Origin of the sequence: Lacipirellula limnantheis, from assembly GCF_007746075.1 — a bacterium.
Taxonomy (GTDB): domain Bacteria; phylum Planctomycetota; class Planctomycetia; order Pirellulales; family Lacipirellulaceae; genus Lacipirellula; species Lacipirellula limnantheis.
The window spans coordinates 2,069,404-2,082,755 of sequence record NZ_CP036339.1; the positions used below are offsets into that span (position 1 = coordinate 2,069,404).

The window sequence follows — 13,352 nt, forward strand, 5'->3', positions numbered from 1 at the left end:
ACTGCTCATGAAGCGATCAGCGACCGATTGTTACTCTCGCCTCATCGGCGTGCTTGGCGTCATTTGTACCTTAGCGGCGTTTGTCGCCGTTGACGAAGCGAATGCTCTTCCAGCGTCTTCCGTTCGACGGTTGTTTGTCACGAACAATACTTACATTGGATCGTCTCAGCCAATTATTTCATCCAAATTGGATGGCTCCTCTTCCCAGGTGATTGCGTTTTCTCAAGGAGGGGCGCTCGACATTGACGCTTTTGAAAATCACATCTACTGGACGGAGAATAACTTTGGTAAAGTTCGCCGCGCTTCGTTAGACGGCTCGGGCATTGAAACGCTCTTTCAAGCGACTCCGTCATTTCCTGCAGTCATGCCTGCGGGGCTCGCGATTGATCCTGCCGCCAAGATCCTTTACTGGTCCAACCAGCAGATCAACGATATCAGGTCGATGAGTCTTGACGGCGTTAATCCGCAAGTACTTAATATTTCCGGTCTGGATACGCCGTACGCTCTGGCGGTCGACCATCTCAACGAGAAACTCTACTGGTCCGAATACCGTTTTCGAAGGATTAATCGGGCGAATCTTGACGGTTCATCGCCAGAACTTGTAGTGCAGGACGGCGGAGATCTGCCGACGGTTGATGGGCTCGCGCTCGATCTCGTCGAAGGCAAAGTCTATTGGACCAATCGCCTTTTGGATCGAGTGCAACGTGCCAATCTTGACGGCTCGCAAGTCGAGACAATCATAATGGCGAGCGGCTCGGGTTCCAATTTGCGCGACATTGAGATCGACCCTATCTCCCGCAAGCTTTACTGGGTGGACGATCGCAAGGATATTTCCGAAATGTCCTATATCTATCGCGCAAATTTGGATGGGACTGGAAGTGAACTCTTGATGGAACTCGTCGGACAGGCGACTGGACTGGCCATCAGCGTGCCCGAGCCGAGCGCAGCGACGTTGTTGGCTTTTGGTTTGATTGGCGCTTCGTGCTATTGTCGTCGATCGGCGTGATCGAGGCGGATGGTTCGCAAAAGTGAGTGACGAAGGGTCGTGCGTTGTTTTCAGATCCTTATCAACCCTCAGCTAACCCCGCCGGCGAGTACGCCGCCGAGCCGAACCTCACCGCCGCCCGCCGCGCCGAGTTAATCGCCGTCATCGAACAAGCGCCGCGCGAACTGGAACAAGCCGTCGCCGGCCTCAGCGACGACCAACTCGACGCCATCTACCGCAACTGGTCGATCCGCCAAATCGTCCAGCACATCGCCGACAGTCACGCCCACAGTTACATCCGCTGCAAGTGGACGCTCACCGAGGAGCAGCCGCTCATCAAGGCGTACGATGAGAACAAGTGGTCCGATTTGCCCGACGCCCGCGCCGGCGACGTCGCCGCGCCGCTCGCCATGCTCGCCGGCGTCCATCGCTGCTGGGTGCAATTGCTGAGGGCCATGACGCCCGCCGACTTCGCCCGCAGCTTCAACCATCCCGAAACGGGCAAGGCGGTCGTCCTCAGCGACGCCCTCAGCTACTACGCCTGGCATGGCCGCCATCACACGGCGCAGATCGCTTGGCTGCGCGAGCGGCATGGGTGGTGAGTCGGCTTTCCGATTTAAACGTCAAGCGGCGGTAGACGACGCGGTTCGCAAGTTCGCCCGGCGAGCAACATTCCTATGGAAGGTGCGGGTCGCCTATTTGCGCGCCGATGCCGGCGCTGCGTTAATGGGCTAACACCCCTGAAGGGCGGCCCAAGCCGCGGCAACGCGCATTAAATCGTCATCTCGCGAGAAGGGGAGGGGGTGCAGTTGCGCGGCTCGCACCGGCAACTCGGCATCAGAAATCGTCGCGGCGTCGTCGAGCTAACGCGTCAGTACGTCGAATCCAAGTTGCTGCAGCCCCGCCGTGATGGATCGCGAACACTGGTTCAGGACTTGGACCAGCAATCCGCTGGAGCGGTTCATGCGCGAGATCGGACGACGGACTCGTGTCGTTGGCGCCTTCCCCGACGGCAACAGCGCGCTGATCCTGGCGGCGGCCCGGCTACGACAAGTCGCCGGGACCAAGTGGGGGACGCGCAAGTATCTCGTGACGGGGACAAACGCCCCTTGGAATTCTACGTCGCGACCTGCCGCGGCCGGACGAAGGGCAACCAGCGGATCATGAAGCATGACGAGACGTTCGTAATCGTCCCTTCGCGAGGCGACGACGACGCAACGAAGTACGACTTCTACGTTTCGCACGCTCCAACTAGGTTTGCAATCGTTGCCGACCAAGGACTTCTACAAGATTGTGCCAAGTGCCCGAAGGCGCTGGAAGCCGTTCCGCTCCCGGAGCGCGCGAGCCAATTTGCCTCGACGCCGATTGTCGAGCCAGAAGAGAGCTTCACGCGACGGGAAGAAGACATCGCGATCGCGGCCGAACTATTGCAGGCGGGCCTGGTGAACGAACGGGAGATTGTCGCGGCTGTCTCGGACTGGTCGATTCACGGCAGCGTTTCGCTGACGGATCACCTTGAAAAGCGGCAGTTGCTCCGGGCCGAGCAGATCGACGCCTTGCGGCAGCGCGCCGTTGGCGCCGCCGAGCGCCCCCGCGCTGCACGCCCGACATCTTTGATCGCGGAAGGTGCTAGCCGTTCCCATTCAATCAGCCGTTACAAGACGTGAGTATGCAAGGCGACGACGGCCTTCCCCGAATCATGTACCAGCTGTCATGAGAGAGTCAGGGTTAGTGGATGTTTCTCCGCCGGCTCGTTGAGACAGAGCCGGGCGGGTTGGGGACGCGCGAGTTCATCGGCGTCTTGCGACTCTTGGAAGGGTGCTCCTGGCAGCGACTCCAAGACGCCGTCGAGCACGCTCTCGACATCGGCGTCCATGACGCCGATGCGATCCGGTTGATCGTCGAGCATCGTCGCCAAGCGCCGGTCGCGCTCTGCTCGCTTGACGGTCGGCCCAAGCTGCGGCTAGTCGACGCTGACCGTAACGAACTCTCGGCCAGGCGCTGACTCGGAACGGCTCGTCCCCCCGACGGCCGTAGCCGCCCTGCCCCGCAGCGATTCTTCGCTGGCTCGCAAACGCCCCGGATTGCGCCGCCGCGGCGCGCACTAAATCGATCGCCGTTTCGCGCCACAAATCACTGGGCCTGCTAGCTCGCGCCGAGCAAGCCAAAGCGGCCCCGCGGGCCAGCCGGCAACGCCTCGCGTTGCTTCGGCCGCGCGCGCGGTTCACGTTTTATTCACCCGACCGCCGCGCCTCTGGCGGCGGTCCCAGCAGAGAGGAAGCTGCCATGTCCCTGACGGCAGAAACAACGGAGAGCGTCCGCGCCACGCGGGCGTGGCAAGCCGCGTTCATCGAGATGGCGCCGACGATCGAGCGGTACGCCCGAGTCGCCTTTCGGAAGCTCGCGCCCGAAGAACGAGACGAAGCCGTGCAGACGACCTTGGCCGCCGCGGCCGTCGACTACGCCCGGCTGGCGGCGTCGGGACGCGGCGGTCGCGCTTACCCCACGACGCTGGCCCGGTTCGCCGTGCGTCGCTATCGAGCGGGTCGGCTCTTGGGGAGCCGCGACAATGCGGCCGACGTCGGCTCCCGCAAGTGGCGCTTGCGCGGCCGGCGCACCGAATCGATCGACGTGGCCGCCGAGCTGTGCGACTGTCGCCACGCCACGCCCGCCGAGCTGGCGGCGCTACGGATCGACTTCGGCCAGTGGTTCGCCTCGCTGCCGGTGCGCGACCAGCGGGTCGTCCACGCCCTGGCCCAGGGGGAGCGCACCAGCGTCGTCGCGGCGCTCTGTCAACTGACCGCCGGACGCGTCAGTCAGCTGCGCCGCGAGCTCTACGACAGCTGGATGACCTTCCTCGGCGAGGGTGCGCCTCGCGGCGCGTAAAGCCCGCGGCGGGCTGCCAGCGCCAGACGCCTGGCGCTGGCAGCCGCGGGGCGGAGCTCTTTTGGCGCAGGGTGACTTCGTTTAGCTATCAGCGGCGCCGGCGCGGTCATCGAGCGGGTGATCAGGCTCGAGGGGCGACCGTACGTTCTCCCTTCGCGCCCCGCCGTGGCCGCAGACGGCGGGGCGCGTTGATACAAACACCAAATTGTCAAAGAGCAGTGCCGCAAGCGGGGCGGCGATCCGTTAGGCCGTCGCCGAAGGCGTCGGCGGCATGCCGCTCGCCGCAGCGTCCCTCGCCTCGCCAACAGCAGCCCCGCTCGCATAGGTATCAACCGGCCGCAATTTCGCTGCGCTTGCCTTGGCATTCTCCAGCTCATGTACCAATCGCAGGCAACGCTCGGCTTGGCGGCTCAGCTGGGAGTACTGCCGCAGGTCGTCCGCGACTCGTCCCCGATTCTCGGGCGATGTCGCCGCGTCGAGGAACTCGGCCTTCAGCGGCACGGCGAACTTCGAAGTGAGCTCGCACACGTCCGCCGTGAGCCAGCCGAGCGCCGCCCCGATAGGCGATGCTTGCTCTTGGGCCCAGCGGCGCAGCGGGTCATGACGCTCGCCGGCCGGCGCGAGGGTCGGTCCAGAGGGCTGGTCGGCAATCGTTGAAATGGGTTTCGACATCTTCTTTCCTTTCACGCGAGAGTCTAGCGCGGGGCGCGGACCGTGCCGCGCGCAACCGCGCCGTCGCCGCAGAGCCCGGCCGTGAAAGTGCCAGATCGACGCGTCGAGATGGGGCAGCAAGCGAGCCTGCACCGACGCCAGCAGCCGCCGCCGCTCGCGCTGCAACGCGTTGAGCGTCCGACGGCGGCGGCGTGCTGCTTGCCGCCAGGCGAGGTACGCCGCGATGCGACGGGCCAGCCGCCGGTCGACGCCGATGTACGCCACGCGCTGCCGGCCGCTGAGGTCGCGGTAGCGGAGCTTGGCGCATCGCGCCCCCGACCGCAGGAACTCAAACGCGACGAAGCCTTGCCGATCGAGGCGCGCGAGTTCCTCCGGCGGCAGCCGCGCCGCGAGCCAACGCTGGGCGGCCTACAGGGCGCGCGGCCGACGACGATTAGCGGTGACTTCCATGGGCACGTTCCTTTTGAGTGCGGACCAGATTACGGACCTCGGCCGACAACCGACACAGACTGGTGACGGAGGCGGATTGTTGGGCGGGCGACGTGTCGCCGCCCGCCAGGTCGAGCGTTGCCGCGGCGTTGACCTCGGCGAACTGTCCGAACAGGTCGCCACGGCAAGCGGCGGCACGACGCCGCGCACCCGCTACCCCTTCAGCCTAATGGCGCCGGCCGACACCATGTCAAGTCCGTTATTGCGCGGGCCGCGCGGAATTTGGGAAGTGATAGTTTTCCCGCAATATCCAACGGCGCTGGCGATGCATAAATCGCCTTTTGAGTCAAGATCAATTTGGGCGGGGCGATGTTTTCTTGTGCGAGGGCTCGCTGCGACGTGGGCGGCCTCGGCTTCACGTCGTATAGCACGCCAACGTTCTCTACCACGTCGCCCGGTGCCTCGGCCTAACTCCACGCGAGCGCGGACGCACGTGAGCGGACTTCCGTGAAAGTAACGGCGCTCAGGGGCCTGCTGGAGAAGCGCAAGGAGGTCAACGTCGGCGGTCAAGTCGGGGGCAATCTCATTGAGATCGATCCAACCGGCTGATACGTGGCGGGCGAGGAAGGCCCTGTATTACCGCAATGTCCTCCCCCACTCGTCATGCCGCCGCTGACGAGGCCTGTGATCGCGCCACCGATGGCGTACGCGGCAAGCATTCATTCAGCGCCGAGATAGCCGCGATCGTGGGCGGCTGGGCCCAACGCCCAGGGCGTCGGCAGCACGGGCACAATCGCAGTCAGGCAGCGGCATTCGTGTTGAGATTATACCACTCCCGCCAAAAATTCGAAAAAACACTCACTCCGCCCCGCGCCCCGTCGACTTTCGCACAATCAAATCCGCCCCCACCTTGATCGTCGTCGGCGGGCTGTCGTACATCTCCCCGTCGAGCCGGTCGAGAATCAACTGCGCCGCCCGCCGCCCGATCTCCCGCGGCCGCTGCCGCATCGTCGTCAGTGCCGGCCGCATGTTCGCCGCGAAGTCGAGGTCGGCGAACCCCACCACCGACAATTCTCGCGGAATCTCAATCCCCAGTTCCGCCGCCGCTTCATAGAGGTACAGCGCCTCATGGTCGGTTACCGCGAACACGGCCGTCGGCCGCGGCGATTGCGTGAGGATCTCGCGCGCGATTTCTAGGCCGTCGGTACCCCAGGCGTTCAACCGCCAGCTCTTCACCGGCGCGCCGCCGAGATCTTCCACCGCTTGCTCAAAACACTCGCGCCGTCGCACGGCCCACGCCTGCCACGCCGCTTCGCGCGACGACAGGCAGGCAATCTGCTTGTGACCCAAGCTGATGAGATGCTCCGCCACCGCCCGCGCGCTCGCCGCTTCGTCTGTCTCAATCGAGTCGGCGATTTGATCCTCAGAATATTCGTGATCGATCACCGCCACCGGGACCTTGCGTTCGATCAGCTCGCGAAAATGATCGTAGTAGGCCACGGCGAACGACGGCCACAAAATCAGCCCGTCGACGCGGCGATCGAGCAGGCGACTGATTTGCTTGAACCCCTCGTCCTCATCCTTCTCGAAGTGCGGCATCTCCTGGCAGTCGCCGACCCACACGGTGATCGGCAGGTAGTCTGCCTGGGCGAGCACCATATGGATTCCCGCCAGCACGTCGACCCAGAATGAATCAAACGGCGGAATCATCACGCCGATGGTGCGCGTCCGGCCAGTCTGCATGCCGCTGACGAGCAGGTTGCGCCGCCAACCGAGTTCGCGGGCCGCCTCCAGCACGCGGTCGCACGTCTCCTCGCCAAACCGTTGTCGCTCGCCTCGCAAAATGCGCGAAGCCGCACTCAGCGAGACGTTCGCCTTCGCCGCCACATCCTTTAGCCGCGGAACCTGCGAAGAACTTGCCATGTCTCATTTCCCCTCCCTCAAAGGGAAGGGCCAGGGGAGGGATACTCGATCGATCCGTCGGCGAGGAATGGCCATCTAGCGCAAAGCGGCGGAGCTAGCCCTCTACGAACGACTAGACTCTTCGCTCTGGTCAGAATGACAGGTTTCGACGCCGATGCGCACATCCACGTTGGCGCGAGTTACCTCGCCACATTGGCCGATCATCGCACAACTACTTGCCAACTAGCGTCGCTGTTCCCCCACTCCATGCCGATCCAGATTCTACTATCTCGACCGCCCGCGCTAGCATCAATCGCCCCTAAATCCCCGGTTCCGATTTTTCCGCTGTTAAACTAGTTGAACGTTCTCGCGAGGCTAGTTAGACTCGATTTGACGCGGCGACGATGCCGCTGGACGCCGGTCGGCTCGGCAAGTGGGGCATTGCGTTGGGGGCCCATGCCACCCGACGCCGTTGCCGAGCCCTCGGGCAGCCCCCTCCGGACTTCTCTTCCACAGGATTTGCCTCGGATGCCAGACCAACTGACTCCCGCCGGCGCCACCGCGCTCGCCTCCAGCAAAACCACGGGCCCCGCGCGCGGCAAGCTCGCCGCCTCGCCCGCCGCCATTCCGTGGCAAGAACGTCCCGCCGGCGTGAAAGACGTCGTCTGGCGTCACTCGGCCAACCCGGTGATCGGCCGCCGCCCCCTCCCCGACGTGCTTGGCATCTACAACAGCGCCGTCGTTCCCTTCGGCGATGGCTTCGCCGCCGTCTTCCGCCTGGAGGATCGCACCCGTTTTCCCCGCCTCCACATGGGCTGGAGCGACGATGGCCTCCAATGGCACATCGAGCCCAAGCCGATCGTGTTCGACAACCGCCCCGGCGACGGCGATGAGATCTCCGACTACGCCTACGACCCTCGCGTCGTGAAGCTCGAAGACAAGTATTACATCACCTGGTGCGGCGGCACGAACGGCCCGACGATCAGCGTCGCCACGACGACCGACTTCCAGCGGTTCACCCGCCTCGACAACGCCTTCCTCCCCCACAACCGCAACGGCGTGCTGTTTCCCCGGCGGATCGACGGCAAGTACTTCATGCTGAGCCGTCCCAGCGACAATGGCCACACCCCGTTCGGCGACATCTACATCAGCCAAAGCCCCGACATGATTCACTGGGGCCGTCACCGCAAGGTGATGGGCCGCGGCGGCGACGAACACGGCCTCTGGTGGCAGCGCACCAAAATTGGCGCCGGCCCCGTTCCGATCGAAACCGACGACGGCTGGCTAATGATCTATCACGGCGTCCTCGATACCTGCAACGGCTTCGTCTACCACATGGGCGCCGCGATCCTCGATCTCGACGAACCGTGGAAAGTCGCTTACCGCTGCAAGAACATCCTGTTGGCGCCAGAAGCCGACTACGAGGTCTTCGGCCACGTTCCGAACGTCGTTTTCCCGGTCGCCGCACTGTGCGACCAGGAGCAGGATCGTTTGGCCGTCTACTACGGAGCCGCCGATACGGTGACCTGTCTTTGCTACTCGCGGCTAAGCGAGCTGATCAGCTACATTAAGGACAACTCGCTGGTCTTCTAGCGGCGCGTTTGCAGCCCCGGGCTCGGCCCGGGGGTAGGTTTGGAGCACGTACAGCGTAGCGTTGGGGCGACGTGACCCCCGGCCGGAGGCCGGGCTGATATAACAGCCATTCGGCAACCTCATCGTACGAATTCCCCAGAAGGGCCGCGCCGGTGCGCCTTCAACTCCTCGACATTTCCATCCTGCTCGCCTACTTCGTCGCCACGATCCTGATCGGACTCTGGGTCTCGCGCCGCGGCAGCAAGGATCTCGACTCCTACTTCCTCGGCGGCAAGTCGCTCCCTTGGTACGTCCTCGGCGTTTCCGATGCCTCGGGAATGTTCGACATCAGCGGCACGATGGTGATGGTCTTCTGGCTTTTTGTCTACGGACTGAAGAGCATCTGGCTCCCCTTCGTGTGGCCGGTGTTCAACCAGGTCTTCCTGATGATGTTCCTCAGCGCCTGGCTGCGTCGTTCCAACGTCCTCACGGGCGCCGAGTGGATCCAGTTTCGCTTCGGCCGCGGCACGGGCGCCAATCTCGCCCATCTCAGCGTCGTGCTGTTTGCCGTGCTGAACGTCATCGGCATGCTCGCGTACGCCTTCAAGGGGATCGGCAAGTTCGCTGAGCGGATGCTCCCTTGGAACCTGCAGACGATGCTCGCCGACGCGGCCCCGGCGCTCTTCTCCGCCGATCCAGCGTCAACGCTCAACAACGAGAACCTCTACGCGCTCATCATCCTGCTCCTCACCTCGCTCTACGCGATCAAGGGGGGTATGGTCAGCGTCGTCATCACTGAGGTCATGCAGTTCTTCGTCCTGACGATCACTTCCGTCATCATCGGCATCACGGCGATGTATAAAGTCTCGCCGGAGATGATCCGCCAGGCCGTCCCCGAGGGCTGGTACAGCCCTTTCTTCGGCCGCACGCTCGGCCTCGACTGGAGCAGCCTGCTCGAACAGGCGAACGTCGTCATTCGCGAGGATGGCAATGAGCTCTTCGCCATTGCCTTCGGGTTGATGTTCTTCAAGGGCGTCCTCGCCAGCCTCGCCGGCCCGGCCCCAAACTACGACATGCAGCGCATCCTCGCCACCCGCACGCCGCGCGAAGCCTGCCTCATGAACGGCATGGTCAATCTCGTGCTCTACTTCCCTCGCTACATGATGATCACCGGCATCACCGTGCTGGCGATTGCGTTTTCGATGGAAGAGATGCGCACCCTCAAGGCCGACCAGTTCGAGGAGCTGCTGCCGATCGTCCTTTCCCGCCACATTCCCACCGGCGTCGTCGGCTTGCTGCTCGCCGGACTTATGGCGGCGTTCATGTCGAACTTTGCCGCTACCCTCAACGCGGCGCCAGCCTACATCGTCAACGACGTCTACAAACGCTTCATGAATCCCGACTGCACGCCGCGTCGCGCCGTCGCCCTGAGCCGGCTCGCCTCGATGGCGGTCCTCGCCATCGGCATCGCCTTCGGCATGCTCACCACCCGCATCACCGGCGTCATGATGTGGATCGTCGGCGCCCTCTACACCGGCTACGTCATGGCCAACGTCCTAAAGTGGTATTGGTGGCGCTTCAACGGCTACGGCTATTTCTGGGGAATGGTCAGCGGCATCGGCGCGGCGATGATCGCCTCGGAGGTCGCCGCCCAGCCTGCCGTCAAGGCGTGGTTCATCGAGCACATCGGCAACATGAATTCCCTCTACCTCATCCCGCCGATTCTGCTCGCCTCGGCGATCGGCTGCCTCGCCGGCACGCTCCTGACTCCCCCGGAAGACGAGGAGACGCTCCTTACCTTCTACGTGAAAACTCGCCCCTGGGGCGCCTGGGGACCCATCCGCGAACAGGCGATCGCGACCATCCCCGGCTTCCAGCCAAACCACGACTTCCGCGTGAACATGTTCAACGTTGCCATCGGCATCGTCTGGCAGCTCTGCCTGACGGCGCTGCCGATCTACGTCGTCCTCCAGCAGTGGGATTGGGCAATTCCGATGGCGCTGACGCTGGTCGTGTCCAGCGTCGTGTTAAAATTCACCTGGTACGACCGCTTGGAACCAGATCCGCCTCCTTCGCTGACTCCCAGTCTCCGCTAGGGAGCGGGGCCTGGGGGCACAGAACTACCAACCTTTGCCACAGCGAGCGGAACGTCCTCTCGCCGCGAGTATTTCGCCTCAAAGATTCAATGGCCGCGCCGCACCGCGGTCCGGGGCGATTCCACCATCCCCACCGACGTCGAGGGCCGCCCGGTCCCGGCTATCAACCACTCGTCTTCCGGCAATTTCGCGCTAGAATGCCTCCGACGCTTTTCACGATTGACTGTGCGCAAACTACCGCGGCGCCCCTCTGAAGTCATTGTCCTTACAGGAATTTCACAAGTTGCCTTCGCCAGTTTCACGATTCGTAGGTACACTGCGCTCGAGGTGCGACGTTGAACGATTCGGGCCCGATCCCCTCGAATTCCGAGGGAAGCTCCGCCAGCCGCGACGCCCCGCTTGAAGGGCGCTACCCGCGTCGACCCCTTTTCTTGTGACTGCGTATATCATTCAATTGCGCGGCGAGACGCGCCGAACTGTTCGGCGCAGCGAGCCGCATTGAGGGAACAGAACGATGCCGACGCGTTGCCAGATTTCCGTTTCGCCTGCTCACCCCGCCGCCGCGCCGGCGCCGCGACGGGCACGAGGTGCGTTCACCCTGGTCGAGCTGCTGGTCGTGATCGCCATCATCGGCGTGCTGGTCGCCCTGCTGCTCCCCGCGGTGCAAGCCGCCCGCGAAGCGGCTCGTCGTTCGCAGTGCGTCAACAACCTCAAGCAGATCGGACTTGCTGCGCAGAACTATCACTCCGCCAACAATAAGTTCCCGTGGGGAGTCGTCCTGCAAGAAGGTTCGATGTGGTCGCTCTATCTAGCCCCCTATATGGAGCAGCAGTCGATTCGCAATCTGGTGACGCTCAATAAGTTCAAGATTCGCAACGGCGAATTCAGTCAGGACAACGATAATTGTAATTGGGCCTATCCGACTCCTTACACCACGGAACAAATCCAGGCCTTGCCCAGCTTCGCGGATTACAAGAACCTGATTGCCTGCGAGACGCAGGTCCCCGTCTTTCAATGTCCCTCCGCAGGCTATCGCGGGGGACAATTCGACAAGTCGGCGGATTGGGTCGTCATGAAACGCCAGCCTTGTTCGTATATTGGCAACGCATCCGGCCTCGCGACCGACCAAAACGGCATTGGGGAACCAAATCCAGCCCAAAATGCACACAAGAAAATGCGAGCACTCGATGGCGTCCTCTTCACCTACAGTGAAATTGGCATGAAGCACATTATCGACGGTTCATCCAACACGATGCTCGTCGGCGAAACGTTTCATGACTACGAAGCCGTGGAGCAAAGTGCAGGCAAAGCCGAGTCGGGACTCGGCAACCGTCAAGATCATTGGTACTTCGGCAGCGACGACATCGATACCGGCGACGGTTCCGACCCGTCCGAAGGGGTAGGGTCGACTGGCGTTCCCATGAATCAGCAGAATCTTGGCCCGAATCAGTGTGCGGCGCCGGCCACTCCCGAGTGCCGCAAGCTACAGCTCTCTTTCGGCAGCGTCCACCCCGGCGGCATGAATGCCGTCAATTGCGATGGGTCAGTTGCCTATATCAACGAAGACGTCGACGCCGTTCCATGGAGCGCCTTGGGAACTCGTGATTCCCAAGTAACGATCAAGTAAATCAAGGGATCCACGCTCTTTTTTGCTCGTTCCCTGGGGACTGGATGTTGAAGATGGCTCGTCTGTTCGTGCTTGGACTTCGTGACTCCGCGTGCTGCGCGTTGTTCATCTCCGTCGTCGGGGCCGCCCTGTGCGGTTGCGGTGAGAAGGAGAACGCGGCCCCGCCGGCCGCGACCTATTTCCTGGATGCGCAGCAAGCCCTCGCCAAGGGCGACAATGCTGCCGCGCTCGCCGCGTTGCAAGCGTCGATCGATGCCGATCCGAATTCCTATGCCTACATGGAACGGATCAAGATCAACGGCAAACAAGGCAGCGACGCCGCCGTCGAAGAAGATATTCAGGCGCTCGTGAAGCTCGATCCTGAAAATCGGGACGTCGCTTGGATCCGACAAGAAATGAAAAAGCCTGCGGCGGAGCGGTTCGGTCCAGGATCGACGCCACCAAGTTCGAGGAAGTAGCCCGGACCGAGCTGGCACGTAAGAACGCCTCGCCGCGCGTCGCGATGGGACGGGCCGTCGCGCACCCGCTAGCGTCGCTGGGGCCACTTCCATGACCGACAACTGGCTCGTCTGGGCCCTCCTCTCAGCCGCCTTCGCGGCCGCCACCGCCATCCTCTCCAAGCTCGGCTTGCGCAACGTCGACCCCGACGCGGCCCAGCTCGCTCGCACCCTGGTGGTGGTCGCCGCCCTCGGCGTCGCGATCCTCGTCGCCGGCAAGACGCAAGCCTTCGCGGAGTTCACGCGGCAGTCGTGGCTCTTCCTCGTCCTTGCGGGGCTAGCCACGGCCGCCTCTTGGGCCTGCTACTTTCGCGCGCTGCAGGCTGGCGACGCCGCCCGCGTCGCCGCGGTCGACAAGCTGAGCGTCGTCATGGTCGCCCTCTTCGCCGTCGTCGCCCTCAGCGAACGCCTCAGCCCCCTCGGCTGGCTCGGCGTTGCCTTCGCCGGCACAGGGGCCGTGCTGCTCAGCATCGCCAAGTGATCCGCTGCCCAGCGGGCCACCCTCAGACCTGAACGCTTTTCTGCTGTCGCGACATGTCGCACGACGCCGCTACTTTGCATCTCTGCGCCTCTGCGAGAGATCTGTGTGAACGCCTGAGACCAGCAAAAAATCTCGCAACTTAGCTACAGATTTTGGCCACCCCCCTCGCTAGGATCGAACAGGTGCAGGCGGCCTTGTCGAATCA

Annotated in this window: 13 protein-coding genes and 1 pseudogene; 12 read left to right on the top strand and 2 right to left on the bottom strand. The window is 63.2% G+C overall.

The window, feature by feature from the left end:
- Nucleotides 1-7 precede the first annotated feature (7 nt).
- The 6 genes and pseudogenes from I41_RS08130 to I41_RS08155 all read left to right on the top strand — a co-directional run bounded on the left by I41_RS08130 (nt 8) and on the right by I41_RS08155 (nt 3,871).
- Entirely contained in the window at nt 8-1,006 is a 999-nt protein-coding gene (locus tag I41_RS08130; protein WP_145432073.1) for a hypothetical protein, read from the top strand.
- Nucleotides 1,007-1,050: 44 nt separating this feature from the next.
- The gene (locus I41_RS08135; protein WP_145432074.1) at nt 1,051-1,587 is read left to right on the top strand and encodes a YfiT family bacillithiol transferase; all 537 of its coding nucleotides are present in this window, start codon (nt 1,051-1,053) and stop codon (nt 1,585-1,587) included.
- A 316-nt stretch (nt 1,588-1,903) separates the two neighbouring features.
- Nucleotides 1,904-2,152, top strand: a pseudogene (locus tag I41_RS08140) (transposase); the annotation flags it as partial.
- The gene (locus tag I41_RS08145) at nt 2,095-2,652 is read left to right on the top strand and encodes a hypothetical protein (protein WP_145432075.1); all 558 of its coding nucleotides are present in this window, start codon (nt 2,095-2,097) and stop codon (nt 2,650-2,652) included. The pseudogene I41_RS08140 and the gene I41_RS08145, both read left to right, overlap by 58 nt.
- 68 nt (nt 2,653-2,720) lie before the next feature.
- The gene (locus I41_RS08150) at nt 2,721-2,990 is read left to right on the top strand and encodes a hypothetical protein (RefSeq protein WP_145432076.1); all 270 of its coding nucleotides are present in this window, start codon (nt 2,721-2,723) and stop codon (nt 2,988-2,990) included.
- 281 nt (nt 2,991-3,271) lie between these two features.
- Nucleotides 3,272-3,871, top strand: a complete 600-nt coding sequence (locus I41_RS08155; protein WP_145432077.1) for a hypothetical protein — start codon at nt 3,272-3,274, stop codon at nt 3,869-3,871.
- A gap of 243 nt (nt 3,872-4,114) precedes the next feature.
- Here the strand turns inward: I41_RS08155 and I41_RS08160 are convergent, their stop codons facing one another.
- Nucleotides 4,115-4,543: a hypothetical protein gene (locus I41_RS08160; protein ID WP_145432078.1), complete on the bottom strand. Its 429-nt coding sequence runs from the start codon at nt 4,541-4,543 to the stop codon at nt 4,115-4,117.
- An 81-nt stretch (nt 4,544-4,624) separates the two neighbouring features.
- On the opposite strand from I41_RS08160, the gene I41_RS08165 reads away from it, so the two are divergent.
- Nucleotides 4,625-5,059 (top strand): hypothetical protein, encoded by a 435-nt coding sequence (locus I41_RS08165; RefSeq protein ID WP_145432079.1) that lies wholly within the window; start codon nt 4,625-4,627, stop codon nt 5,057-5,059.
- A gap of 771 nt (nt 5,060-5,830) precedes the next feature.
- On the opposite strand, the gene I41_RS08170 is transcribed toward I41_RS08165, so the two are convergent.
- The gene (locus tag I41_RS08170; protein ID WP_145432080.1) at nt 5,831-6,895 is read right to left on the bottom strand and encodes a LacI family DNA-binding transcriptional regulator; all 1,065 of its coding nucleotides are present in this window, start codon (nt 6,893-6,895) and stop codon (nt 5,831-5,833) included.
- Nucleotides 6,896-7,402: 507 nt separating this feature from the next.
- On the opposite strand from I41_RS08170, the gene I41_RS08175 reads away from it, so the two are divergent.
- The 5 genes from I41_RS08175 (at nt 7,403) to I41_RS08195 (ending at nt 13,147) form a co-directional block, all read left to right on the top strand.
- Nucleotides 7,403-8,467 (top strand): glycoside hydrolase family 130 protein, encoded by a 1,065-nt coding sequence (locus I41_RS08175; RefSeq protein ID WP_145432081.1) that lies wholly within the window; start codon nt 7,403-7,405, stop codon nt 8,465-8,467.
- 152 nt (nt 8,468-8,619) lie between these two features.
- Nucleotides 8,620-10,542, top strand: coding sequence for a sodium:solute symporter family protein (locus tag I41_RS08180; protein WP_145432082.1), 1,923 nt, complete (start codon nt 8,620-8,622; stop codon nt 10,540-10,542).
- A 514-nt stretch (nt 10,543-11,056) separates the two neighbouring features.
- Nucleotides 11,057-12,169 carry a DUF1559 domain-containing protein gene (locus tag I41_RS08185; RefSeq protein WP_145432083.1) on the top strand — a complete coding sequence of 371 codons (1,113 nt, stop codon included), beginning with the start codon at nt 11,057-11,059 and terminating at the stop codon, nt 12,167-12,169.
- A 53-nt stretch (nt 12,170-12,222) separates the two neighbouring features.
- Nucleotides 12,223-12,627 (top strand): hypothetical protein, encoded by a 405-nt coding sequence (locus I41_RS08190; RefSeq protein ID WP_145432084.1) that lies wholly within the window; start codon nt 12,223-12,225, stop codon nt 12,625-12,627.
- Between the two features lie 91 nt (nt 12,628-12,718).
- On the top strand, nt 12,719-13,147 hold the full coding sequence (locus I41_RS08195; RefSeq protein WP_145432085.1) for an EamA family transporter: 429 nt from the start codon (nt 12,719-12,721) through the stop codon (nt 13,145-13,147).
- Nucleotides 13,148-13,352 lie beyond the last annotated feature (205 nt).

Coding starts and splice junctions, on each gene's coding strand:
- I41_RS08130 (WP_145432073.1), top strand. CDS start 8: ATGAAGCGATCAGCGACCGATTGTTACTCTCGCCTCATCGGCGTGCTT.
- I41_RS08150 (WP_145432076.1), top strand. CDS start 2,721: ATGTTTCTCCGCCGGCTCGTTGAGACAGAGCCGGGCGGGTTGGGGACG.
- I41_RS08155 (WP_145432077.1), top strand. CDS start 3,272: ATGTCCCTGACGGCAGAAACAACGGAGAGCGTCCGCGCCACGCGGGCG.
- I41_RS08160 (WP_145432078.1), bottom strand. CDS start 4,543: ATGTCGAAACCCATTTCAACGATTGCCGACCAGCCCTCTGGACCGACC.
- I41_RS08170 (WP_145432080.1), bottom strand. CDS start 6,895: ATGGCAAGTTCTTCGCAGGTTCCGCGGCTAAAGGATGTGGCGGCGAAG.
- I41_RS08175 (WP_145432081.1), top strand. CDS start 7,403: ATGCCAGACCAACTGACTCCCGCCGGCGCCACCGCGCTCGCCTCCAGC.
- I41_RS08185 (WP_145432083.1), top strand. CDS start 11,057: ATGCCGACGCGTTGCCAGATTTCCGTTTCGCCTGCTCACCCCGCCGCC.
- I41_RS08190 (WP_145432084.1), top strand. CDS start 12,223: ATGGCTCGTCTGTTCGTGCTTGGACTTCGTGACTCCGCGTGCTGCGCG.
- I41_RS08195 (WP_145432085.1), top strand. CDS start 12,719: ATGACCGACAACTGGCTCGTCTGGGCCCTCCTCTCAGCCGCCTTCGCG.